The sequence below is a fragment of the Peribacillus sp. NPDC101481 genome (assembly GCF_044767165.1).
GTDB lineage: Bacteria > Bacillota > Bacilli > Bacillales > DSM-1321 > Peribacillus.
This window is the reverse complement of the sequence record NZ_JBIWNJ010000003.1, coordinates 499,854-524,147: the sequence shown is the minus strand read 5'-3', so window position 1 is coordinate 524,147 and position 24,294 is coordinate 499,854. Positions and strand designations below refer to the sequence as shown.

Genomic DNA, 24,294 nt, shown 5'->3' with positions numbered 1-24,294 from the left:
ATTCAATATCCATTTTCACTAGATTATATTCAGCATTCCGGAAAAACATGATAGAAAAGATCATTTTATTTAACGATTCTCTTTTCAACCATCACCACACAAGCGGCAGCCAGGATGATCAGGATCGATACAGCCGAGATGACCCCTCCCCAGCCGAACTTCATCAGGAATATACCGCCTGATGCCCCCACTATACTTGATCCCGCATAGTAGAACAGGAGATATAAAGCGGATGCTTGTGCCTTTTCACTCTTATCAGCCAAGCTTCCGACCCAGCTGCTCGCAATTGAATGTGCTCCAAAAAAGCCAAATGTAAACAGTGCAAGCCCCATTATTTTCAGCAAAAGCGGATCCAATAGGGTTAAAAGGGCGCCCATCAGCATAATAGCGATTCCGGTAAGAAGTACAATCCTTCGGGTATATTGATCGGCGAGCTTTCCCATCCATGTTGAACTAAATGTCCCCACAAGATAGATTATGAAAATGAAGCCAATCAATGTTTGTGATAAATGATATGGCGGTCCCATTAAAGGTATACCCACAAAGTTATAAACGGTAACGAACGAGCCCATTAATAGGAAGGCCATGCCGAATAAGAGTACTAGTCCGCTATTCCTTAAGTTATTGATCATGGAGGTTTTGATTCTCGACAAAGAGACTCCTGCGCGGACGGCATGCTGTGAAGGCGGAAGCATCCACCAAAAAGCCAGACTGATGATCAAACTTAAAGCCCCAAGGCTTCCAATCGCTATGTTCCATGAGAAATGGTCGGTCAGCACGCCGACAATCAGCCTGCCAGCCAATCCGCCGATACTCGAACCGCTCACATAGATCCCCATCACATAGCCAAGGCTTTTCGGATGAAACTCTTCATTGATATAGGCCATCGCAATTGCCGGGAAACCTGCAAGCACCGCTCCTTGAATCGCCCGTATTGCGATCAGGATGTATAGATCATCCTGGATGAAGCTGACACATATGGATAACAACGCAGACAGAGTGAGCGCCGTCCCCATTATTTTTTTCCTATCGATATTTTCTGAGAAAAAAGAAACAAGCAATAAACAGAGTGCAAGCGTTCCAGTTGCGAAAGATAATGTAAGGCTTGCCATTGCAGGAGAGACTCCGAATTGCTTTGCGAAAACCGGAATGACCGGTTGGGTACTATACAGATCCGCAAACGTTACAAAGCTACCAAGAAATAAAGCCAAGATTGTTTTCCTGAATGATTTACCAGCAGGCTCGATATAATTCACTTTTGTTCAGACCCTTCACTATTTAACTTCCCCCCTATGTTAATACGAACTTCCCGAGTTGTCTATTTCGTCACTTTTGTCCAACGGGAAAGTTATGTTCCAGCTAATCACAAAAACCCTCCACTGCACGCAGTGAAGGGTTTTTCATTAATATGAACGTTTACCATCCCGCTCACTTTTCTTAAGGAGCCAATACACTGGCATACCTATAATGAGGATGATCACCGAGTACAGGGCATTTAAAGGTGTTTGGATTAATGTGCTTAAAACAATGTATATTGCGCCAGCAATCGCCACGATGGGGATGAATGGGTAAAACGGCACTTTATACGTTTTTGCATCCGGATCTTTCCTGCGTAAGATGAAGACCGCAAAGAAAGCTAATCCATAAAAACAGAAGACAGAGAATACGGCCATATTGGTAAGTTTGTCAGGGTCTGTTGCAACCATCATGATGATTGCAATGATCACTTGCAATACCGTCGCATTTATAGGTGTTTTGAACTTGGGCGATATTTTTCCGATTTGTTTATGGCCTGGCATCATTTTATCAGTCGCCATCGCCAAGGTAATGCGCGGAAAGGTCAAAAGCTTTCCGTTCAAGCAACCGAAGATTGAAATCGCAATTCCGATCGATATCAATTTCCCGCCAAATTCACCGAATAAAAGCGTTGCCGCAACATTCGCTGCATTCGTACCATGAGCTATGACTCCCTCCGCCCCCAATACAGAAAGCATGGCAAGGTTCACACCCAAGTAAGCGACCATGACCACGACCAATCCCGTTATGATTGCCCGCGGCAGCGTTTTCTGCGGATTTTTCATTTCCCCTGCCATGAAGCCGACATTCATCCAGCCATCATACGCCCAGAGCGTAGCCAAAATCGCACCGGCCATACTGATTTTCATTGAACTTTCGCTATCGACATTGAATACAGGCATATCACCTTGCGCGATACCGAACACCGCTATGAAAATAATTGGGATCAATTTAGCAACGGTTGATAAGGTTTGGATGATACCGCCGTATTTTGTACCCAGCAAGTTCATGCCTGCTATGAATACGATCGTAAGAATCCCTATCGCCAAAGAGTAGCTTGAAGCAATCTTAAATATTCCTGCAACTAATAACCCGAAGTATAAACTGAGTGCGCCCATTACTGCAGGTCCGTATACCAATGTCTGAACCCAGCCGCATAGGAATCCCCATGCTTTACCATACACTTCTTCCATATAGACATATAAGCCGCCCGTTTTAGGAATCCGTGTACTCACTTCCGCAATCGTCAACCCGCTTGCAAGGGTAATCAGACCGCCTATCAGCCAAGCTAACAAAGCCATGGTTGAATTACCGCTCAATTCAAGCACGTCACCAGGTCTCATGAAAATACCAGAACCGATAACTGTTCCAACTACAATAGATGTTCCAACCCAAAAGCCAATCGTTTTCTTCAATTGGTCATTTCTCATGTTGTCCTCCCCAGGTGTACACATGTACTTTATTTATACTAAAATTATATCATATAAATTATATGGAAATAGTTTATGTAATCATTTGAATATTACAAAAAATACCCAAACACGTTGGTACCATTACGCTCAGGGAGCTTTATTACATTTATATTTTTTTTACTAATTATGTCTGGAACTGCACTAAAAACCGAATATTTTTTTATTATAAAAGGAATTATTGATATTAAACACAATAATAACGAATTAAAAACTCAAAAACTCAATTATCATTCGTCATGAATTTCATGGGAATCCTGCCTATTTTCGGACACATAAAAAAGCCACCCCGAATCGACGGGGTGGTCACTCTCCTCTTTCAAGCTTCATTTCGTATTACCAAATAATGAATAGAAGCACAACCGCCAAGACGATCCGGTAAATGGCAAAAGGAGTCAATTTAACTTTATTGATTAAAATCAAGAAAAAGCGGATACAGAATAATGCAAAGATAAATGCACTGATGAAACCTGCAATAAAGAACGGCAGAACTTCAGGTGTGAAGCTTTCCCAGTATTTCACGATTTTCAACAAGCTGGCACCAGCCATGATCGGCACTGCCATGATGAATGTGAAATCGGAAGCCGCCCGATAGCTCATACCCAAAAGCACTCCACCTGAAATGGTCGAGCCTGAACGTGAGAATCCCGGCCATAGTGACAAACATTGAATTAACCCTACACCAAAGGCCTGTTTATAAGTGATTTGGTCAACCGTCTCTGCAGTCAGCTTTGGACGGAATTTATCCGCAGCAATCATCAAAAATGCGCCTAAGAACAATCCGACGATAACCGTCTTCATCGTAAATAAATGATCATCAATATAATCTTCGAATAAAAGACCTAAAACGCCCGCCGGCAACAATCCGACAATGATCTGCAATAGGTTAAGCTTTTGGCCGTTCACAGCCGATGTGCCTTTCAGCTTCCTTAAACCAAGCAAGTCCATGAATCGTCCCCAGAAGAGCACGACAACGGCGAGTATCGAACCAAGCTGGATGACCACCTTGAAGGCATTGGCCACTTCACTCCCGAAAAGTTCTTTCGAATTCAGCCATAAATCATCAACGATAATCATATGCCCTGTAGACGATACAGGAGCAAATTCAGTTAATCCTTCCACAAGACCAAGGATAACTGCAACAAAAATTTCCCACATATTCATTTTATTCACCTCATAATTCGAACACCTATTTATGGAAATATCATATGTATTTTACTCGTTGTTTAAAATATTGTCTATTAAACATTGCTGAAACAATTCAAGCGTACATGTATGATAGGGTTCAAGATAAAGTTTAAAGGGGAAGTGATGATTTTGCAAAACATATTGATTTTCGCCCATAGAGGGTCTAAGGGTACGCATCCTGAAAATACCATGGCAGCATTTCAAAAGGCGGCAGAAATCGGGGCAGAGGGGATCGAGTTCGATGTCCACCTCAGTTCTGACGGGGAATTGGTCATCATCCATGACGAAACACTTGATCGAACGACCACCCTTACAGGTTATGTAAAAGATCATTCGGCACAAAAACTGAAAACGGCTGATGCCGGGAGTAAATTTTCCAATGAATTCCTTGGGGAGCGGATTCCTTTTTTAATGGACGTTTTCGACTGGGCTATGGGAAATGCTTTATTGATGAATATCGAAATCAAAACGGATAAACTCGCTTACAAAGGAATTGAACAGAAGATCATTGATTTAATTCGTCAATATGGAATGGAAAATCGGGTGATCCTCTCTTCCTTCAACCATCAATCCATTGAAAAAGTGAAGATGCTTGCCCCAGATCTTGAACGTGCATTATTGTTCGAGGGACTACCTGAAAACTTCGAAGAAATCTTACGTGATAAAAAAGAGTCGGGTTTTCATCCAGATAAAAACAGCTTGACTCCAGCAGTTAGAGAAAAAGCGAAAAAACTTGGATATAAAATCCGGCCTTGGGTCGCCAATGATGAAGTCGACATCGTCAGGCTGGCAGGGTTGGGAGTCGACGTCATCATGACTGATTTCCCTGAAAAGGCAATCAAGATTTTAAAAGCTTGGCAGCCACATGGCTGAACAATGCGAAAGAGAAGGAGCAATGCCCCTTCTCTTCCAAATCCATATTTATTCAATTAATTAACGCGAAAAGTTTGAACCGCCTAGTTGTTGTTCAGCCATTTGAACCAAACGTTTTGTGATTTCCCCACCAACAGATCCGTTAGCACGAGAAGTAGTGTCAGCACCTAGGTTTACACCAAATTCACTAGCGATTTCATTTTTCATTTGTTGTAGAGCTTGTTCTGCACCAGATACTAAAAGTTGATTGCTGTTATTGTTGTTTGCCATGTGTTTTCACCTCCTACTAATATTAATTAGCATTTTAAGCTTAAATTATTATTGCCAATTTATTGTATTTTTTCATCTGTGTTTCTCACAATCCTAAGCTCTTTATCATGAATTTCTTTTTATGCTCATAAACTGTTAGGAAACTTTCAGTAGGAGGGAAAAGAAATTGCAAATACATGTGGTTAGGCCAGGCCAGACGTTATATGGCATCGCCCAGACGTACAGCGTAACCGTTGACAGGCTCGTTGAATCAAATAAGATCCCTAACCCAAATAATCTTGTTTCGGGGCAGGCCCTTGTCATTCCAATCGTCGGCAGTTATTATTTCGTTCAACCGGGTGATAGTCTTTATTCCATTTCCCAAAGGGTTGATGTCCCTGTTCAAGAATTGGCAAATATAAATGGCATTTCCGAAAATCAAACCCTATCCGTTGGATACCGGCTCTATATTCCGGCTCGGAGGAAAAGGACCGCCGAATTCAACGGCTATGTCGAGCCGAGGGGTACGACGGTTGCACCGGCCCTTGAGACGGCCGCCAGGGAAGCAGCACCCTATTTAACCTACTTAGCCCCTTTCAGCTTCCAGGCGCTACGAGACGGCTCCTTAAAAGAGCCATTGCTCAATGAATTCCCTGCCATCGCCAGAGAAAATAAAAATGTCCTGATGATGGTGATCACGAATCAGGAGAATGACCAATTCAGCGATGAGCTCGGGCGAATCATCTTAACGAATACTTCCGTTCAGAATAAGTTCCTGAACAATATCGTTACAACGGCAAAGAAATATGGTTTCCGCGATATCCACTTTGACTTTGAGTATTTACGCCCAGCCGACAGAGAAGCCTATAATCAATTTCTCCGAAAAGCCAGGGATCGCTTCAAGAAGGAAGGATGGTTCATTTCCACGGCACTGGCCCCTAAAACAAGTGCTGAGCAAAAAGGCCGTTGGTATGAGGCCCATGACTATAAAGCACATGGTGAAATCGTCGACTTCGTCATCATCATGACATATGAATGGGGATATAGCGGCGGACCCCCAATGGCAGTGTCACCAATTGGACCTGTTCGGGATGTTCTCGAATATGCCGTCACCGATATTCCTTCCAACAAGATCATGATGGGGCAAAATCTATATGGCTATGATTGGACCCTGCCTTTTGTACAGGGATCCACTGCCAGGGCCGTGAGTCCGCAGCAAGCCATCCAGATTGCGGCGGACAATGATGTTTCCATCGAGTATGATGAAACCGCACAGGCCCCGCACTTCAATTATACCGATATTGAGGATAGGAAGCATGAGGTGTGGTTTGAAGATGCCAGATCGATTCAGGCAAAATTCGATTTACTCAAAGAATTGAACTTAAGGGGAATGAGTTATTGGAAGCTCGGCTTAGCCTTCCCCCAAAACTGGCTGCTCATCAGTGATAACTTCAACGTACGGAGAAGGGTTTAAGAAAAGATAAAGGAATACCGAAGCTCAAACGGGCATATAATCAATCATCGAGCATGAAGTCCATTCAGGATACGTGACTCAGCACCAAAAGCCTTCCGACATCTTCCGGAGGGCTTTTATCATTTACTATAATTCGATAGGCAAGATGCCGATATTCATCATTCAAAGTTTGTCTGTCCGGACCCTTATGAGCCAAGCCTTTTTTGACCATACTATAAGGAACAGCTCAAAGGGTGTGAAAAAAATGATTCGAATCGGTCCATACTTCAGCACCGTTCCCAGATTTCCGCGTTTCATCAGATTGCTTTCCATCATCGCATTATTTTTACTATCATTCGGGGTCTTGATCCACATTGTGGAGCCGAAGAGATTCCCCACCTTACTTGATGGCATCTGGTGGGCAATCGTGACGATGTCAACGGTCGGCTATGGAGATTTCACTCCCGTGACCAATCTTGGCAAAATCATTGGGATGGTCCTCATTTTGTCAGGGGCCGGCCTGATTACTTCTTATTTTGCGTACATCGCTAAAATTTCCATATCCAATGAACAGCAATTTCTAACAGGAAAGAAAGTTTTCGGCGGCGGCGGACATATTATCATTGTGGGCTGGAATGGCCGTTCCAAGAGAATCATCCAAAACATTCATGATCGTAAGCACCATCAATCCATTGTCCTTATAGATGATACACTGCAAAAGCACCCGCTTCCAAGGACGAATATCCACTTTATCCAAGGAAAGGCTACATTGGATTCCGTTTTGCAGAAAGCCAATATTAAACAAGCCATACGCGTCCTTATTACGGCTGACCTTAAGCAAGACGAGCTGCAAACGGATATGTTCTCGATATTAACGTTACTGGCTGTCAAAGGTCTGAATCCTCATGTGTATTGTCTTGTGGAAATATTGACGCATGAACAAAAGGAAAATGCTTTACGGGCTGGGGCAGACGGTATAGTCGAAACGAATAAATTCGCGAGTGAGTATATGCAGGAGTGCTTATCTAAGGGAATCATTGTGGAAGCAGAAGAACAAAAAGATCAGGATGGATTGAACCTCAAACAGCTGAGCATCCAGGATGACTGGGTGAAATTGACGTTTAAACAGTTGAACGTAAAGCTATTCGATCAAGACATTTTATTGGTCGGCATCATTTCAGGAGGCAAGACCTTAATCAAGCCCCCCGGAGATGTAATCATACATCGTGATGACACCCTGCTCATCATTGATGATTAATGTAATAAAAGCTTTTCCAAATCCCGGACAAGCGTCTTTCCTAATGAGATATAGTTTTCCGGAAATTCGGCATCCGGATTTTCAGGCTCGGCAAATTGATTGAAGGAAGCGGAGAGGTTTCCGATATTTCCTTCATCATCAATCCCGTCCTCGTACTTATGAGATAACAAAAACGGCTGTAAGAGTTTGACCATTACCCCGTCCTGATCGAGTGAACCATCAACAGCCTTGAAAGGGACTCTCAAGAATTGGTAGCCATCACTGTCATCAATCTTATAATCAAAAGACCCGTGGTCATAATCCCATCCTCCGCCAATCGCATATCCTTCCGGTTTTAACTTCGTCTCCAGATCGAACAAACCGAATGTTTTCCCTTCCAATTGAGAAGAAATTTTAATCATTGTATAAAACCTCTTTCGCTAATTTTCTATTAGCTTAACCAAAGTGCCATAAAAAAAACCTGGCCTTATTGTTCCTTCAATTGGAAAAAGGAATGGGCGTTCCAAGCAATCCTTACGCTTTTGTGAAGTTTCCTTCTCTTCACCTGACACTGCTTTTGCTTTTCAAACAGAGAAAAAGGCATCATGCTGGATGTATTTCCAGCTTGATGCCTTTTTTATTATAAGCGCTGTTCGAGCTCAGCTTTTTTCTTTTCATAACCAGGCTTGCCTAAAAGAGCAAACATGTTCACCTTATAGGCTTCCACTCCAGGCTGATCAAATGGATTTACACCCAATAAGTATCCGCTCATCGCACAAGCTTTCTCGAAGAAATATACAAGGTAGCCAAAAGTATAAGCATCGAGTTGCGGAACCGTTACGATCAGGTTTGGAACGCCACCGTCCGTATGGGCTAACAGCGTACCCTCAAATGCTTTATTATTCACGAATTGCACCGACTCACCTGTAAGGTAATTCAGGCCATCCAAATCATTTTCCGCTTCTTCAATCAAGATTTCATGACGGGCCTTCTCCACTTTGATGACTGTTTCAAAAAGGTCACGCCGTCCTTCCTGAACATACTGCCCTAATGAATGCAGGTCAGTCGAAAAGTTGGCCGATGAAGGGAATATCCCTTTTTGATCCTTTCCTTCACTTTCTCCAAATAATTGTTTCCACCACTCAGAGAAGTATTGAAGCCCAGGCTCATAGTTTATCAGCATTTCAATCGTTTTCCCTTTATTGTAAAGGATATTCCGAACCGCCGCATATTGGTATGCCTGATTCTCACCTAGCTCGGAAGAACTGAAGTCCGTCCTGGCACGCTCGGCTCCCTCCATGATTTGATCGATATCCGCCCCGCTGACCGCAATCGGAAGCAGTCCTACAGCCGTTAAGACCGAGTAACGTCCGCCAACATCATCAGGAATGACGAAAGTTTGGAAACCTTCCTCCGTTGCTACCGTTTTTAATGCGCCCTTTTCTTTATCAGTGGTCGCATAAATGCGGCTCTTAGCTTCTTCAACACCGTATTTTTGCTCCAGCAGTTTCCGGAAAATCCTGAATGCCAGTGCAGGCTCCGTGGTCGTACCGGATTTAGAGATGACATTGATCGAGAAATCCCTATTTTCCAATAGGTCCATTACGTCCTGCATATATGTAGAGCTTATATTATTACCCACAAATAAAATTTGCGGTGCATTTCTTTTATCCGACGGTAAAATGTTATAAAAACTATGTTGAAGCATTTCAACTGCCGCTCGTGCTCCCAGGTATGATCCGCCGATACCGATAACCAGCAACACATCTGAATCTTCTTTTATTTTCGCTGCCGCTTCCTTGATCCTTGAAAACTCTTCTTTATCATAATTGGCGGGTAAATCAAGCCAGCCAAGATATTCATTGCCTGCCCCTGTCTGCTCATGCAGGGAATGGTGTGCCACTTTTACAGCATCCTGTAAATAGGTAATCTCATGCTCCCCGAAAAACGGCAGGGCTTTTGAATAATCGAAACGAATATGGGCCATTCAAATTCCTCCTTGGATTCTTTAGTTTCCCTTTCACTTTATCTGATGTAATTCTCATAATCAAGAAATCGATCAAGTAAATAACGAATTATGACTATAAAGTAATCTCCCACCTGGCAAGGCGGGAGAAAGGATCATACCACTTTTTTATAATGAAGCCCGTAAAATGGCAAGGACATCTTCACGGTTCAGGACTTTGAATCGTCCAAACTCCCCTCTGCTCATCGCTTTATCAGCCATGACTTCCAATTGTGAGTCATCGATGCCATAGTCCGAAAGATTGGTCGGCGCCCCTAAGCTGCTCCAAAATGCCCTAAGTCTTTCAATGCCTTCAAGGGCCGCTTCCTCATCCGTTTTACCTTCCGGATCTACATGGAAAACACGGACTGCAACTTGTTTAAAGCGTGCGACATTTTCATGGAGCACATGCTTCATCCAATTAGGGAATAAGATGGCCAATCCTCCTGCATGCGGGATATCATAAACAGCTGAAACGGCATGTTCAATGTTATGCGTTGCCCAATCACCGCTGTAACCAACCCCAAGCGACCCATTCAAGGCTAGATTTCCAGCATATAGGATAGTGGCCCGGTGCTCGTAATCTTCCAGGTTTTCCAATAACTTAGGGGCGGTTTCAATCACCGTCGATAACAGCGATTCACAAAAACGGTCTTGAAGCGGCGCATGCGTTTCCGGATGGAAGTACGTTTCGAATACATGTGACATCATATCGACCATTCCGTATACCGTTTGATCTTTCGGTACCGAAAAAGTGTTTTCAGGATCCAAAATGGAGAATTGCGGAAATACCAACGGACTTCCCCATCCATATTTCTCTTTCGTTTCCCAGTTTGTTATGACAGATCCGGAATTCGCTTCAGAGCCGGTTGCAGCTAAAGTCAGTACCGTTCCGAATGGAAGGGCCTCTTCGACTGGCGCCTTCTTGATGACAAGATCCCATGGATCTCCCTCATATTTAGCACCTGCAACGATGGCCTTTGTAGCGTCTATGACGCTTCCTCCTCCAACGGCAAGGACAAATTTGATACCATATTCTTTACAAAGGTCAACACCTTTACGGACTGTTGAGATGCGTGGATTCGGTTCAACTCCGGAAAGTTCGTGCACCTCTGCATCGATTTCTTTCAAGACATTGACCACTTTTTCATATAAGCCATTTTTCTTTATGCTTCCCCCGCCGTATACAAGTAAGACTTTATCGCCATACGCAGGAATTTCAGCTTTAAGGCTTTCAAGCTGACCTTTCCCGAAGATTACTTTAGTAGGATTTTTATAAGTGAAATTCTCCAATGGATATCTCTCCTTTATGACACATTGACTCCGTTTTTGAATTGTCGACAGTGCCAAGTGCTAGTTTTTCTTTTATTCATTATGACCAATGTTCCATTTAAATACAAAATATCCGCCCGGAACTTTTGAGTAGATGTATATTTACATGATGGAAAAGCATGATAAGTAAAGAACTGATTTTTTCAAAAAAAGGAGGCTGTACAATGAGTGGAATACAAAGAACTGCACTTGTTCTTACAATAATTGGGGCAATCAACTGGGGTTTAATAGGTTTTTTCCAATTTGACTTAGTCGCTTCGATTTTCGGAGGGCAAGATGCTGGATTGGCCCGTATCGTTTATGGATTGGTTGGAATTGCCGGTCTCATTAATCTTGGTCTTCTCTTCAAACCAAGTCCTGAAATTTCCAGAGAGCCTGAAACCAAACCGACTCGTTGAGATCATGACAATGGACAATGTCTCTGTTCGATAAAATAAAGCCGGACCATGGATAAACACATGACCCGGCTTTATTTCATTCATATGCCCCGCTACCAGCCATGACAATGGACAAAAAAAACCGGCTGATCTAAGGATCGGCCGGTTCAAAAAAAATTATTTTTTGATTAAGTCTTCGCGTTGAGATTGTTCAATCCACTCTTGAAGTTTGTCTTTCAATGTGTTGAAACCTTCAGTAGATTCGATGTGAGATGTCGCTTTAACAGATGCTTGGCGTTTTTTCGGAGCTTTTTTCGGAGCTTCAGTACGCTCAGGAGCTTCTTCTGTAGCGCGGATCGATAAGCCGATTTTTCCAGCAGCTGAATCGATGGAAAGTACTTTAACTTTCACTTCATCGCCCACTTTTAAATGTTCGTTGATATCTTTAACGAAGCCGTGAGTAATTTCAGAAATATGAACTAAACCTTGAGTTGAATCGTCTAGAGCAACAAATGCACCGTATGGTTGAATACCAGTTACTTTACCAGCAACTACCGCACCAATTTCGAATTTTTCAGACATGGTAACACTCCTATTTTATATATATTTTTTCGTCTTTTCACGCAATAAAAAATTATATCACATAATTGGAAAATAATCAAAGTTAAGTATACCATACTTTTTAGGATTTTACTCATTAAAAATGTTTGTTTTTTGGAAATAATAAATATTATAAGATCTTTATTTATAACTTATCCTAATAATTTGCAAATAACCTCTATTTCCCTTAATTTATTCACTCATTTTTCTAAAGATTGTAATATTAAAACACTATTCAATTCCGCATAATCATAGTAAGATGAGAAAATGTTTTAAAAATTTAGTAATATGCAGCTAGATATTTTTTTACATCTAAAGGAGATTTTCCATCATGTCAAAACAAGATCAATGGACTTCAAAACTCGGGTTCATCCTGGCAGCCGCGGGATCCGCTATTGGATTGGGTGCCATTTGGAAGCTCCCATATATGACTGGGCTAAATGGAGGAGGGGTCTTTTTCCTGCTCTTCATTTTATTCACCCTGCTTATAGGTGCACCGATATTAATAGCGGAATTCACGATTGGCCGCAATGCACAGAAAGATGCCATTAGCGCATATAAACATATCGCCCCGGGGAAGCCTTGGGCATTGATCGGATATGGCGGTGTCGTCGCTTCCATCATTCTGCTTTCCTTCTTCAGTGTTGTTGGAGGCTGGATCATCTCTTATTTAGCGAGAAGCTTTACAGGTTCCCTCTCAAACTTGACTCAAGAAGAATATGGAAACTTCTTCAATAAGATAATCAGTAATCCTTATGAAACGGTCATCGCTCAGTTATTATTCATGGTCTTTACCATTTGGGTCGTGCAAGGCGGCGTTTCCAAGGGAATTGAAAAAGCGAATAAATATATGATGCCTTCCTTGTTCATCCTTTTCATCATTCTTCTTATCCGTTCCTTGACTCTGGATGGAGCGATGGAGGGTGTTAAATTCTTCTTGAAGCCGGACTTTTCCGCATTAACAGGGGAAACGATCCTATTGGCACTGGGCCAATCCTTCTTTGCACTAAGTGTCGGTGTTTCCGTGATGGTAACCTACGCGTCCTATTTAAGCAAAAAAGAAGATATTACAAAATCAGCCTTTTCGGTAGTTGGGCTGAATATCTTCATTTCCTTGCTGGCTGGTTTGGTCATCTTCCCTGCTGTTTTTGCACTAGGCTTCAGCCCTTCGAGCGGGCCTGGACTGGTATTTGTCGTGTTGCCAGCCGTTTTCAATGAAATGGCTCTTGGTGGGATCTTCATGTTCATTTTCTTCATATTATTATTATTTGCCACCCTTACTACGGCATTCTCCATTCTCGAAATCGTCGTTGCCGCCATGATAAAGGGTGATGCTGCAAAGCGTAAGAAGGCTTCTTGGATAGCTGGTATCACAGTTTTCTTAATTGGGATTCCAAGCGCATTATCATTCGGGGTGCTTTCGGATGTGAAGATTTTCAATTTATCCATATTTGATTTCGCTGATTATCTGACAAGCAATATCGCGCTGCCAGTCGGCGCCTTGTTCATATCCCTTTTCATCGGCTATCAAATGAAAAGGATCGAGGTACAAAAGGAGTTCGAATCAGGCGCTGATTCCGGACGATCACTTTTTAAAATTTGGTACTTCCTGATTCGCTACATCGTGCCGATCATGATCATACTCGTATTCCTTAAGTCAACTAATCTCATTTAACATTCAACATGCCGTTTCGATATTTATCGATGCGGCATTTTTTTCACAAAACCTACATATTCCGTTACTTCCCCTAAGTAATAATATGGTAAAATAATTACATAATAAAAATATATTTCCTGAAAAAGGAGTGTCTGACCATGTCAAATATCGCGAAGAATATCCGGCAATACCGAGAAGATCACAACCTCACTCAACAGGAACTGGCTTTGAAATTGCGCATCGGCACGAAGAAAATCGAAAAGTATGAATCAGGTGAATCGGTTCCTGATACACAAACCATTTTACGGCTTTCCACCGTTCTTGACATTCCGGCTTCAGAATTCCTGAAAGATGCCCAAACCGGTAACCCAGCTGGTATCGACGAGGACATAAAAAAACTGATTGAAGAAATCGGAACCAAAAAAGCGGAGCTCATTCTAAGAACAGCTAAGGACTTTAGCGAAGAACAAATTCTGAAAGTTATGCATACTTTATATAATACACAAGCTTAATTCAAAAAATGGGTCGTAGTATGTGTATTTTTTTTCACGGTACTGGATATACTATGATTAACACTTTCTATGTTAATCCATTAGATTAACTCTTTTTTCTAATTCCCCCTATGGAAAGGGATCCGGCTGCTAAAGGCCGGATCCCTATTTTTTTGCTTTTATTGACAATGTTTCTTCATGAAACGTTCCATTCTTCGAAGCGCCTCTTGAAGCTGTTCCATCGAGGATGCATAAGAACAGCGGATATGGCCTTCACCGCTTTCCCCGAACACATCTCCCGGTACAACGGCAACAAGTTCTTCCGTCAGAAGTTTTTCAGCAAATTCCATCGAAGTCATCCCCGTCTTCTCGATTGATGGAAAAGCATAAAAAGCCCCGCCAGGATTATGGCAATCCAACCCCATATCGTTAAATGATTTCACGATATAATTTCGTCTTCTCCGATAACTGCGACGCATTTCTTCCACATCCTGCATACCGTTCTTTAATGCTTCCAATGCAGCATGCTGCGCAACGGTCGGCGCACACATCATCGCATATTGGTGAAGCTTAAGCATCGCTTCCGAAATTTCCTTAGGTGCACAAACGAACCCAAGACGCCATCCAGTCATCGCAAACCCTTTCGAAAACCCATTGATGACGATTGTCCGCTCAAGCATGCCGTCAATGGCAGCAAAAGAAGTGAATTCCTCATCATAAGCAAGTTCGGCATAGATTTCATCGGAAATCACCAGCAAGTCATGCTTTTTAACGATGTCAGCAAGCATCACCAATTCTTCCTGCCCAAGCTGGGTTCCCGTCGGGTTATTCGGTGAACAGATTAAAACGGCCTTCGTTTTAGGTGTGATAGCCGCTTCGAGTTGTTGGGGAGTCAACTTAAAGTCTTCTTCCTTGGATGTTTGGACTGTGACCGGTATTCCCCCTGCCATGGTCACAAGCGGTGCATAGGCGACGAAACAAGGTTCGACGACAATGACTTCTTCACCTGGATTCAAGATGGTCCTCAGGGCAATATCCAGGGCCTGGCTTGCTCCGACCGTGACAATGATTTGATCGTCCGGTCTATACGAAACATGGAACTGCTTCTCCATATACCGGCTGATTTCCGACCTTAATTCAAATAATCCGGCATTGGCCGTATATGAGGTATATCCTTCCTCCAAGGAGTTGATCGCCGCTTCCCTTACTGCCCAAGATGTAACGAAATCCGGTTCACCCACACCAAGCGAGACGACCCCTTCCAAATTGGCTGCCAAGTCGAAAAAGCGGCGGATGCCTGATGGTTTAAGCTCTGCAATCGTTTTTGAAACATAACTCGTTTTAATCATGGTGACACCACTATCCGCTTATCTTCTTCAGTTTGATCAAAAATGGTTCCATCATGCTTGTACTTTTTCATAATGAAGTGAGTCGTCGTAGAAATGACGGAATCCAGTGTCGAAAGTTTTTCCGAAACAAAGCTTGCCACTTCGTTCATCGAACGTCCTTCGACAATGACTGAAAGATCATAAGCCCCAGACATTAAATAAACGGACTCGACTTCTTTGAACTTGTAAATCCTTTTTGCAACATCATCGAAACCGACGCCGCGTTTTGGGGTGACTTTTACATCGATCATAGCTGTGACACCATGGTATTCATCCACTTTAGCCCAGTTAATGACTGTTAAGTAACGTACAATGACCCGCATATCTTCTAATTTCTTCAATGTTATTTCAATGTCCGATTCTGATTGATCGGTCATTTTAGCCAAATCCTTCAGATCAATCCGGCTGTTATTTTCAATGATTCTCAAGACTTCCAATTCCTCTTCATTCAAGTGCATTGGAAAACCCCCCTTTTGGAATTCACTAATTTAGCTGTGATGGTTTGGCTGGCAGATAGTCTCACGAATTACCTTATTAGACTTTTTAAACAACCTATATGACAATATAATTTAATAAGTCCTATGCTGTCAGGATAAACTTACACTATTATATCAAAATTGGCTGGTGACCTGTTATAGTAATTGTATTTTTTCATCGTTATTATTACAATTACTGTTATGCAACAGTATTAAAGGACCTTTTTTGGAATATTCAGGTTAACATGGGTTTTTATCATTGACCAATAACGGAGGAGGAGCTTTTTTTGGAAAGTCATACAATCAAAGGTGTCGAACGGGTGGGTGATATAGAAATCTATTTTGAATATGACCGAATCGATGATTCTCTCCCCACCCTTGTCCTGCTTCACGGATTTTTGTCATCGAGCTTCAGTTTCCGTAAATTAGTCCCCTATTTAATCAAGGAATACAATGTGATCTCCATCGACCTCCCGCCATTCGGGCAAAGCGGAAAAGATTATCGATATACATATTCATTCCGAAACATCGCTAAATCCGTCGTTCTATTCTTGGAGGGAAAAGGCATCAGGAAATTCAGTATCATCGGCCATTCCATGGGCGGGCAGATTTCCCTGCAGCTCATCAAGTCATATCCTGATCTTGCAGACCATGCCATTCTACTTGCAGGTTCAGGCTATCAGCCCGGCTATTCGGAAAAAATGAAGATGGTCAGTTACCTGCCTTTCTTTTCATACGGGATAAAACGGTATCTGCAAAAGTCAGGTATCGAAAAGAACTTGAAAAATGTCGTCCATGACCCGGCGATGATTGACGATGAAATGCGGCAGGGATACCTAGGGCCATTCATTAAGAAGCATGATATTTTCCGGGCATTGGGGAGGATGCTTCGAGATAAGGAAATCGATTTGTTGAAGGAGGACCTTAGTGGTATTCATACACCATGCCTGCTTATTTGGGGAAGGCATGACCGAGTGGTGCCTTTGAGTATTGGCGAAAGGCTCCATGAAGACCTTCCTAATTCCGAGCTTGTTGTCATTGAGGATTCCGGGCACCTTCTTCCAGAGGAGAAACCGGAAGAAGTGTATCAACTAATTAAGGGGTTTCTTGGGGTGGCCACCCCAACGTAAACTCACGAGTAAATCGCCGAAACTCACGAGTAAAACAGCAAAACTCTCGAGTAAAGAGCAAAAAAAACCGTAAAAAAGGTGCCCCTGATTTCTGGGTACACCCTTTGTCACCTTTAGATCGAACAGCTGGCATCATTCTTAATGATCAGCAGCTTTTGAGCAATTTCCAGGCACTTATCCATCTGAACGGATTCATCGAACGAGAACTCGTAAATGGATTTTATCTTTTCCGCCAGTTCCTTTGGATCATCTATATTCCGGATTGCTACGACCGTATCGGCAATTTCCGGCTCATATAGATCCCATCCTATCTTGAAAGGGTCCCATTCTTGCAAAACGGCAACCAATGCTAAATTCATTTGCTGTGTATCCATAAAATCATCACCTGCTCAATATTTTCAAAGAACATGATATCATAGTATCATAACAACAGGCTTTTCGCGAAGACGACAAATTTTATTCGGTGGTGGATATTTTGAACAAGTCAATATTTGAAGAACAAATCAACAGGGAAAATTCAGGGTCTGCAAAATGGGATAAAAACTCCCTCACATCCTTATATGGGCGCGAGGATGTTCTGCCAATGTGGGTTGCCGATATGGACTTCCCATCTCCTGAGGGCATTCAAAAGGCATTGATGGAACGCTTGAATCATCCGATTTTCGGTTATACCGTCCCTTCTGAAACGGTCTTCACTGAAATTCAAAGCTGGCTTAGAGACCGGCACTCCTGGCAAATCGATAAAGATTGGATTTCATTCAGCTCCGGCGTAGTTTCCGCAATCGGTACAACGATCCAAGCATTCACGAACCCGGGCGATAAAATATTGTTACAATCTCCCGTTTATACACCATTTTTTGATATGATCAAAAATAATGACCGGGAAGTGGTCAATAGTCCCCTTATCATTGAAAATGACCGCTTTGAGATCGATTTCACTGATTTTGAGGACAAGCTGAAAAGCGGAGTGAAACTATTCCTTTTTTGCAGTCCGCATAACCCCGGCGGACGCGTTTGGACAAAGGATGAACTCTTACGGATCGGGGAGCTATGTGAAAAATATGATGTAGTCATAGTCAGTGATGAGATACATGCTGATTTATTCCATACAACATCAAGGCATTATCCGATCGGCTCGCTTTCAGAAAAATTAGCGGACATAACCGTTACATTGATGGCGCCAAGCAAAACATTCAATATTGCCGGCCTTCAGGCTTCATTCCTGATCACAAGTAATGAAAAATTGCAGAAGCTTTTGCAAAAGGCTCAAACGAAACTGGCCTTCCATGGTCTTAACATCTTTGCCTTAACAGCAATGGAAGCTGCGTATCGGGAGGGCTTGGAATGGCTTGAAGACATGATTGGCTACATTGAGGAGAATATAAAAGTGGCAGAGGAATTCATTGCAGCCGAAATTCCTTCACTGCATGTCATGCATCCGGATGCCTCTTACCTTTTATGGATTGACTGCCGTGACCTTGGATTGACCGACAAGGAAATTAAGGATCGACTTATCCATCAAGGGAAGCTCGCATTGGAGCCTGGTTCTAAATACGGACCTGGCGGAGAAGGTTTTGTCAGAATGAATCTCGGTTGTTCACGCAGCGTTCTGATGGATGGGCTAAACCGTTTGAAATTGGCTTTTTCTTAAATAAAAAAAGAACCAGGCTTAGAATCCTGGTTCTTCTTTTTCAATCTTTTTCTTCATCCACATAAGGATCATGCTCATATCGGGGCAAATCCCCAAATGAGGTTTGGATATTTTCTTCAAAAAGTTCTTCCTTCAATTCTTCATATTGCGAGTTCGGATAAACCGTTATCTCTTTACCGTATATATCCACACCAACGAAATTTTCATAATTTTCGACATAGCCGACATTTTCCTCGGACTCCACATACATATCTTCATAATCGTTTGGCGGATTTACAAAATCGGAAGGCGATTCAGATGTTCCATAACTGGCAACATCCTGCCAAGAATCCTCCGCGTCGTACGCAACTGATTCGTGACGGTCGTCAAAATCAAACCTTCCAAACGGCGGTCCCAAAACTTCCTCTTCGACCGGCCGATTGTCCGAAGTTTCCTGTGATGGGGTATGCTCGACACAATAAGTCGTAGTAGGGATGGCGTTCAAACGTTCAAGAGGTATTTCCTTTGAACAAACCTGGCATTTTCCATAATCACCTGTCTTGATGGCAGAAAGCGCCCTTTCAATATCCCTTATTTCATCCCGATCATGCTCGGAAAGGGCCAAATCCTTTTCCCGTTCATATAACTCGGTTCCTTCATCTCCGGGATGATTATCGTAACTCGATAACTCACCAGTCGAATCCTCCAGGCTTCTTCTTAAATCATAGTTGCCTGAATCATTTAATCGCTCTTCCAACTCTTGCTTCGTTTGCTGCAATTGCTGTTGAAATTCTTTAAGCTGCTGATTGGATAGCATGTGCAACATCCTTTCAAATCGTTCTTCCCTCTAGTATTTCTCTCTTCCCGCCATTCCATAAAGGTACTTTTTACCTTAGGAATAATTTAATTCAGATAACAGAAGCTAAATTAGAAATTTTAATTTCAAGGAGGGCTTCCATTTGTATTTCTATAAGGAAGATTTAATCAATATGATCGTTCCCGATAAGCCTGATCCGAATGCAGCAAAAGTACTTCAGGAAACACTTGGAGGCCAATTCGGTGAAATGCGGACGATGATGCAGTATTCTTTCCAAAGCGCCAATTTCCGTGGCAAGGCTAAACAATATCGTGATTTACTCCGTGGTGTTTTCTTGGAAGAAATCAGCCACGTTGAACTTGTCCAATCAACCATCAACCAGCTGCTGAATGGTGCTGGCGGGGATATGCCTGGAGATGTCGCTACCGACGGCGCCCCATTGGATGAAGTCATCAAAGGCGGCGCAAACCCTCACCATTTCATCATCGGAGCAAAAGCCTCCCTACCTGTCGATGCTGGCGGCAATCCATGGAATGGATCATGGGTTTATGATCACGGTAATCTTGTGGCCAACCTTTTGAACAATGTCATGCTTGAATCTACTGGTGTCCTGCAAAAGTCCAGGATTTATGAAATGAGTTCCAATAAAACAATGCGCGAAACACTGGCATTTTTAATGGTTCGCGACAATGCCCACCAAAATGCATTTGCCAAGGCATTGGAAACACTTGGGGTCGACTGGGGGAAAATCTTCCCTGTACCTAATTATGATTTGAACAAATATCCTGAATGCCGCAAATATGTGGATTTAGGCTACCATAATGCCCAATTCAATTTCAGATTGGATCCAACTCAAATCGGCGATATTTTCAAAGGGGAAACACCGAGCCGAAATGGCGGAAACCTTGCTGTTACAGAGCCGCCAAAAGGATTCCCGGTCCCTGAAATGCCGGATATGCCAAATGAACATAGCCCTGGCTTGAGTGATTTGAACAATTAAAAAAGAAGGCGGACACATCATACTGTGTTCGCCTTCTTTTTTAATTATTGATATATTTTTCAAAAACAAAGCCAAAATCTTTCACATGGTACTTTTTCCGGCTGTCCATCAACCATTCGAAAGCTGCGGAATTAATTTCCTTGAAGCTCGCAGCCATTTGGCTTCCATCAGTGCGAACCTGGTTCAAAGTGGAAGAAGCAAGGTTTACGCTTTGTTGGGCGTATTGAAGGGCAAACTCATTCTCATGGCAAATTTCCGATATTTTCACGAGTGATTTGAACAAGTCCTTTAATTCTTCTATGAATTTCTTATGAACATCAATGGAGAAAGTCTTTGCACCGATCGAAAACTTAATTTCCGCATCCAAATCCACGGTCCCTGCGGTTTCAAGCGTGGCATTTGATATAGTATACTGGCTGTAGCTATATCTTGTAAGTGTACGCTTTTTGCTTATCGCACTAGTGCCGTCCAAATGTATGAACGCTTGATTCGTAAAACAGTACTCATCCGTTTTTGATTTAATCAGGAAATAAATTTTTTCCCCATCTTCATGCATGATATAGTCATCTGCATCTACCTTGTCATAATCAGCAGGACTAATCACACTTCCAATATCACTAAGACCAAGGGCATCTGCCGCCATTTTCTTGAACATCCCTATTCCCCCTATCAATATCCAGGTGAATTACACCTTTTTATAAGTATTTCTCCAGTATTATCTCGTCTCGGATCGGAATTCCATCAAAACTGTAAAATGGAATCTCCGGCTTGATTTTCCGTGATTCTTCCACGGCATTTTTAACGACTTCCGATATGACATAACCACGCTTTTGAAAAAACTTCAATGCCTTTAAATTATCGTTCGTTGTAATCGCTTTAATAGTATGGCAATTTTTTTCCTTAGCGATATTTTCCATCACATAAAGCAATGATGAGCCAACACCTTGATTCTCATGCTCACTGTTCAAAGAGATGATCTGACATACATGGTCGGATAATTTGTAAGTTCCCAACCCCGTGATTTTTTCATTCTCGTCCATTACCCCAAAGCCCTCAAGTTCCGCATAATGAAACAAGCCTCTTGAAAAAACGACTTGGGTCGTCTCCCAGTGCTGAATGAAAAAATCCTTGACCGTATCTGCCGCAATCATTCTTTTAGCTACGATTTGCATAACCAATTACGCCCCCAAAATTTCTCTCTATGCTTATAGTATAAAATGCTTATGCTGATAAGGGAACATTTAATTCTTTACGCCCTTCTAACAAAACATAATACCATTCATATTCAGATAATCAATATTCAAAAAACGGGGCACCCTAGTGATGCACGGCATCTTCCGGGTTCAAGAGATGGTATCATCCTTTAAACGCTGGTTCCTTTTGGTGACCTCATCTTCGAATTGCTTCGTTTTCATTTCTTCCTTCTTTGAATATCTTATAATTGCCCTCATCGTAAAAACGGCTGCCACTAAAAAAATGAAGCAAGTTATACCAGCTGAGATATATTCAGTCTTGTCTTCCGGAAAGTAAAGAAACAAACCTAGTAAAGCATGATTGAGAAAATCCATCCGATACATCCTTCCTGATAGGGAATTAAACTGCATTATCCCATTATATCAATTACCAGAACAATCCACTAGTGGGCTTAATCCACTAAACCCCGAAAAAAAAGAGAGGCACTGAGCCCCTCGCTTCTCTTTTATTTATAAAATGGTGATCCCTTTTATGACCACGTCCACTGCAGGCTTGTCTCCCGCAACTGTCTCCACGTTAGCAATCGTATCAACAACGTCCATGCCTTCGACCACTTGTCCAAAGACAGAGTGTTTATGATCCAGCCATGGTGTGCCGCCTTGCTCCATATAAGCACTGATGATTTCTTCCGGATAACCGGCTTGCTTCATTTGCTCACCCATCCTGCTGTCTACATGCTGGGCTTGTACGACGAAGAATTGGCTGCCGTTTGTTCCCGGGCCTGCATTTGCCATGGAAAGAGCTCCGCGCAAATTGAATAATTGCATGGAGAACTCGTCCTCAAATGGAGTTCCCCAGATACTTTCTCCACCCATTCCAGTGCCTGTCGGATCTCCGCCTTGTAGCATGAAATCCTTGATGACACGGTGAAAGATGATTCCTTCGTAATAACCGTTTTCAGCATGTGTCAAGAAATTCTCCACTGTCTTCGGAGCCAGTTCAGGGAATAGTTTAATTTTAATATCGCCCATCGTCGTTTGCATGATGACCGCTTTTTCATTTTCCAAAACTTCACTTGTTAATTGTGGAAAGTTTGTCATTGTTCATAACCTCTTTCTTTTTAAAATTAAATGGCATGAAACACCATTTTTCATCTTCATTTGTACACTTTACACGATTTTCATAAAAAAAGCATCTTTACGAAATTGAACAAATTCGCTGTGAAAAATCGTCGTTCTTATGTATCATGAAGGAAGTTAAAAGAAAGGTGGTAGGGAAATGTCAGAACAGGATTTTAAAATCGGCGATAAGGTTACCGCCATATATAAAACTGGAAAATACATCGGAGAAGTCACCGATATCAGACCTGCTGCATATCTTGTTAAAGTGTTGGCTGTCTTGAAGCATCCCATGCAAGGAGATCTTCATAACCCGAAGCAAACGGAAGTGTCCATGTTCCATCAGCGGCGTGCTCTAGCTTACCGGGAGCAAACCAATGTACCAAAGAATATGGTCAGGAACTTTAATGAGGAGATTCCTGAGTATAAGGAATCCTTAAGAGAAGCTGTTGAGAAAATGAAAGGCACTTTAAGCGAAGTCCAAACAGAATGGAATGATAAAAGCTTACAGTTGCTTGAAGATCTAGAGACGGATTATTTTAAATAAAGCATGATAAAAGCCAAATCAGTAGTATATGATTTGGCTTTTATAACGCTAAATGATTCAATACTTTTGATAAATCAATGCGATCGCCAATTGTCGTCGGTTCATGATTTTTCATATAACTTTTATCTTTCTCCACTAACTTAAAGATATTATATGTCGTAATCGCATCATCCAGCGCCCGGTGATGCTTGCCTGTCCCTTCTTTGCCATAGGCCTGTACAGCTTTCCAAAGCCCGGTTTGATTTTGATCCCCGAAAAAGCGTTTATACTCCAGGCAAAGATCACTTTGTTTCCCTGAAAAAGGGAAATCCAATCCTGCTTTCTGACAGTTCTGGCGAAGTACCTTCATATCCATATTTCCCCAGGTAACAATCGTCGTCGGGTGCTTCTCATCTATTTTCTTCAATAAATTAACCAACTCTTCAAATGAAATCCCCTGGTCCACCTGATCCTGGGTAATGTTCAAGAACTTTTTGCATCTTCCCGTTAAGACTGGAAATTTCATTGGGTTAACAAAAGATGAGAATTGTTCCTGAATGGTCTCATTAATGACGGTGACTAAGCCCACCTCAATGATTTCCGGATAAAACCCTACTGGATTGGCTTTTCCTTCCGGCATCGTAAATTCAAAATCAATGAATACATATTGCTGTTGTTCCTCCATTTTTATGACCCCCTTCATATTCGTGACATCAACATATAAACAAAAAATGGTTTTTTTCTCATAGACTATTATAACAGAAGATTTAGAAAGTTTTTCGTAACAC

At 42.2% G+C, this 24,294-nt stretch carries 27 protein-coding genes; 10 read left to right on the top strand and 17 right to left on the bottom strand.

Going from position 1 to position 24,294, the window contains the following annotated elements; all coding sequences use genetic code 11:
* Window positions 1-65: 65 nt before the first annotated feature.
* The 3 genes from ACIROD_RS21295 to ACIROD_RS21285 form a co-directional block, all read right to left on the bottom strand.
* Complete coding sequence (locus tag ACIROD_RS21295; RefSeq protein WP_402943848.1) at window positions 66-1,256, bottom strand: MFS transporter; 1,191 nt, start codon at window positions 1,254-1,256, stop codon at window positions 66-68.
* 147 nt (window positions 1,257-1,403) lie between these two features.
* Entirely contained in the window at window positions 1,404-2,726 is a 1,323-nt protein-coding gene (locus ACIROD_RS21290) for an APC family permease (protein WP_230176221.1), read from the bottom strand.
* A gap of 375 nt (window positions 2,727-3,101) precedes the next feature.
* The gene (locus ACIROD_RS21285; RefSeq protein ID WP_101223595.1) at window positions 3,102-3,929 is read right to left on the bottom strand and encodes an undecaprenyl-diphosphate phosphatase; all 828 of its coding nucleotides are present in this window, start codon (window positions 3,927-3,929) and stop codon (window positions 3,102-3,104) included.
* Between the two features lie 147 nt (window positions 3,930-4,076).
* Between ACIROD_RS21285 and ACIROD_RS21280 the strand changes: the two genes are divergently transcribed.
* Window positions 4,077-4,826: a glycerophosphodiester phosphodiesterase gene (locus ACIROD_RS21280; RefSeq protein ID WP_402943842.1), complete on the top strand. Its 750-nt coding sequence runs from the start codon at window positions 4,077-4,079 to the stop codon at window positions 4,824-4,826.
* Window positions 4,827-4,886: 60 nt separating this feature from the next.
* Here the strand turns inward: ACIROD_RS21280 and ACIROD_RS21275 are convergent, their stop codons facing one another.
* The gene (locus ACIROD_RS21275) at window positions 4,887-5,096 is read right to left on the bottom strand and encodes an alpha/beta-type small acid-soluble spore protein (RefSeq protein WP_034310322.1); all 210 of its coding nucleotides are present in this window, start codon (window positions 5,094-5,096) and stop codon (window positions 4,887-4,889) included.
* Window positions 5,097-5,262: 166 nt separating this feature from the next.
* Between ACIROD_RS21275 and ACIROD_RS21270 the strand changes: the two genes are divergently transcribed.
* Window positions 5,263-6,549, top strand: coding sequence for a glycoside hydrolase family 18 protein (locus ACIROD_RS21270; protein ID WP_402943839.1), 1,287 nt, complete (start codon window positions 5,263-5,265; stop codon window positions 6,547-6,549).
* A gap of 244 nt (window positions 6,550-6,793) precedes the next feature.
* Window positions 6,794-7,786, top strand: coding sequence for a potassium channel family protein (locus ACIROD_RS21265; RefSeq protein ID WP_402943835.1), 993 nt, complete (start codon window positions 6,794-6,796; stop codon window positions 7,784-7,786).
* Here the strand turns inward: ACIROD_RS21265 and ACIROD_RS21260 are convergent.
* From ACIROD_RS21260 to ACIROD_RS21250, 3 genes are all read right to left on the bottom strand, one after another.
* Window positions 7,783-8,187, bottom strand: coding sequence for a YugN-like family protein (locus ACIROD_RS21260; protein WP_230176218.1), 405 nt, complete (start codon window positions 8,185-8,187; stop codon window positions 7,783-7,785). The two genes, ACIROD_RS21265 and ACIROD_RS21260, sit on opposite strands and share 4 nt — an antisense overlap.
* Before the next feature lie 218 nt (window positions 8,188-8,405).
* Entirely contained in the window at window positions 8,406-9,752 is a 1,347-nt protein-coding gene (locus tag ACIROD_RS21255) for a glucose-6-phosphate isomerase (protein WP_101223600.1), read from the bottom strand.
* 147 nt (window positions 9,753-9,899) lie between these two features.
* Window positions 9,900-11,063, bottom strand: coding sequence for an iron-containing alcohol dehydrogenase (locus ACIROD_RS21250; RefSeq protein ID WP_402943828.1), 1,164 nt, complete (start codon window positions 11,061-11,063; stop codon window positions 9,900-9,902).
* Window positions 11,064-11,266: 203 nt separating this feature from the next.
* On the opposite strand from ACIROD_RS21250, the gene ACIROD_RS21245 reads away from it, so the two are divergent.
* Window positions 11,267-11,500 carry a DUF378 domain-containing protein gene (locus ACIROD_RS21245; protein ID WP_063234087.1) on the top strand — a complete coding sequence of 78 codons (234 nt, stop codon included), beginning with the start codon at window positions 11,267-11,269 and terminating at the stop codon, window positions 11,498-11,500.
* A 156-nt stretch (window positions 11,501-11,656) separates the two neighbouring features.
* Here ACIROD_RS21245 and yugI read toward each other — a convergent pair whose 3' ends face one another.
* Complete coding sequence (yugI, locus tag ACIROD_RS21240) at window positions 11,657-12,061, bottom strand: S1 domain-containing post-transcriptional regulator GSP13 (RefSeq protein WP_063234086.1); 405 nt, start codon at window positions 12,059-12,061, stop codon at window positions 11,657-11,659.
* Window positions 12,062-12,410: 349 nt separating this feature from the next.
* On the opposite strand from yugI, the gene ACIROD_RS21235 reads away from it, so the two are divergent.
* A complete protein-coding gene (locus ACIROD_RS21235) occupies window positions 12,411-13,754 on the top strand; it encodes a sodium-dependent transporter (protein WP_402943822.1) in 1,344 nt (447 codons plus the stop codon).
* Window positions 13,755-13,894: 140 nt separating this feature from the next.
* Window positions 13,895-14,248 carry a helix-turn-helix domain-containing protein gene (locus ACIROD_RS21230; RefSeq protein ID WP_260358697.1) on the top strand — a complete coding sequence of 118 codons (354 nt, stop codon included), beginning with the start codon at window positions 13,895-13,897 and terminating at the stop codon, window positions 14,246-14,248.
* A 158-nt stretch (window positions 14,249-14,406) separates the two neighbouring features.
* Here the strand turns inward: ACIROD_RS21230 and ACIROD_RS21225 are convergent, their stop codons facing one another.
* Window positions 14,407-15,576, bottom strand: coding sequence for an aminotransferase (locus tag ACIROD_RS21225; RefSeq protein WP_402943818.1), 1,170 nt, complete (start codon window positions 15,574-15,576; stop codon window positions 14,407-14,409).
* Window positions 15,573-16,073 (bottom strand): Lrp/AsnC family transcriptional regulator, encoded by a 501-nt coding sequence (locus ACIROD_RS21220; RefSeq protein WP_101223605.1) that lies wholly within the window; start codon window positions 16,071-16,073, stop codon window positions 15,573-15,575. The genes ACIROD_RS21225 and ACIROD_RS21220 overlap by 4 nt, the downstream gene beginning before the upstream one ends.
* Window positions 16,074-16,378: 305 nt before the next feature.
* Between ACIROD_RS21220 and ACIROD_RS21215 the strand changes: the two genes are divergently transcribed.
* The gene (locus tag ACIROD_RS21215) at window positions 16,379-17,221 is read left to right on the top strand and encodes an alpha/beta fold hydrolase (protein WP_101223606.1); all 843 of its coding nucleotides are present in this window, start codon (window positions 16,379-16,381) and stop codon (window positions 17,219-17,221) included.
* Between the two features lie 113 nt (window positions 17,222-17,334).
* On the opposite strand, the gene ACIROD_RS21210 is transcribed toward ACIROD_RS21215, so the two are convergent.
* Window positions 17,335-17,595, bottom strand: a complete 261-nt coding sequence (locus tag ACIROD_RS21210; protein ID WP_101223607.1) for a DUF1871 family protein — start codon at window positions 17,593-17,595, stop codon at window positions 17,335-17,337.
* 101 nt (window positions 17,596-17,696) lie between these two features.
* On the opposite strand from ACIROD_RS21210, the gene ACIROD_RS21205 reads away from it, so the two are divergent.
* Window positions 17,697-18,872, top strand: coding sequence for a MalY/PatB family protein (locus ACIROD_RS21205; RefSeq protein ID WP_402943811.1), 1,176 nt, complete (start codon window positions 17,697-17,699; stop codon window positions 18,870-18,872).
* 40 nt (window positions 18,873-18,912) lie between these two features.
* Here ACIROD_RS21205 and ACIROD_RS21200 read toward each other — a convergent pair whose 3' ends face one another.
* Complete coding sequence (locus tag ACIROD_RS21200) at window positions 18,913-19,668, bottom strand: TraR/DksA C4-type zinc finger protein (RefSeq protein WP_101223609.1); 756 nt, start codon at window positions 19,666-19,668, stop codon at window positions 18,913-18,915.
* A gap of 142 nt (window positions 19,669-19,810) precedes the next feature.
* On the opposite strand from ACIROD_RS21200, the gene ACIROD_RS21195 reads away from it, so the two are divergent.
* A complete protein-coding gene (locus ACIROD_RS21195; RefSeq protein WP_230176213.1) occupies window positions 19,811-20,668 on the top strand; it encodes a manganese catalase family protein in 858 nt (285 codons plus the stop codon).
* 40 nt (window positions 20,669-20,708) lie between these two features.
* On the opposite strand, the gene ACIROD_RS21190 is transcribed toward ACIROD_RS21195, so the two are convergent.
* The 4 genes from ACIROD_RS21190 to ACIROD_RS21175 form a co-directional block, all read right to left on the bottom strand.
* Window positions 20,709-21,323, bottom strand: coding sequence for a PH domain-containing protein (locus tag ACIROD_RS21190; protein ID WP_048687662.1), 615 nt, complete (start codon window positions 21,321-21,323; stop codon window positions 20,709-20,711).
* A 40-nt stretch (window positions 21,324-21,363) separates the two neighbouring features.
* Entirely contained in the window at window positions 21,364-21,840 is a 477-nt protein-coding gene (locus ACIROD_RS21185) for a GNAT family N-acetyltransferase (RefSeq protein WP_101223611.1), read from the bottom strand.
* 171 nt (window positions 21,841-22,011) lie between these two features.
* Window positions 22,012-22,236, bottom strand: coding sequence for a hypothetical protein (locus ACIROD_RS21180; RefSeq protein ID WP_101223612.1), 225 nt, complete (start codon window positions 22,234-22,236; stop codon window positions 22,012-22,014).
* Window positions 22,237-22,371: 135 nt separating this feature from the next.
* A complete protein-coding gene (locus ACIROD_RS21175) occupies window positions 22,372-22,962 on the bottom strand; it encodes a peptidylprolyl isomerase (RefSeq protein ID WP_098371439.1) in 591 nt (196 codons plus the stop codon).
* 178 nt (window positions 22,963-23,140) lie between these two features.
* Here ACIROD_RS21175 and kapB point away from each other — a divergent pair, with 178 nt between their 5' ends.
* Window positions 23,141-23,527, top strand: coding sequence for a kinase-associated lipoprotein KapB (gene kapB / locus ACIROD_RS21170; protein ID WP_101223613.1), 387 nt, complete (start codon window positions 23,141-23,143; stop codon window positions 23,525-23,527).
* Between the two features lie 40 nt (window positions 23,528-23,567).
* Here the strand turns inward: kapB and kapD are convergent, their stop codons facing one another.
* Window positions 23,568-24,191: a 3'-5' exonuclease KapD gene (gene kapD, locus ACIROD_RS21165; protein ID WP_260358701.1), complete on the bottom strand. Its 624-nt coding sequence runs from the start codon at window positions 24,189-24,191 to the stop codon at window positions 23,568-23,570.
* Window positions 24,192-24,294 lie beyond the last annotated feature (103 nt).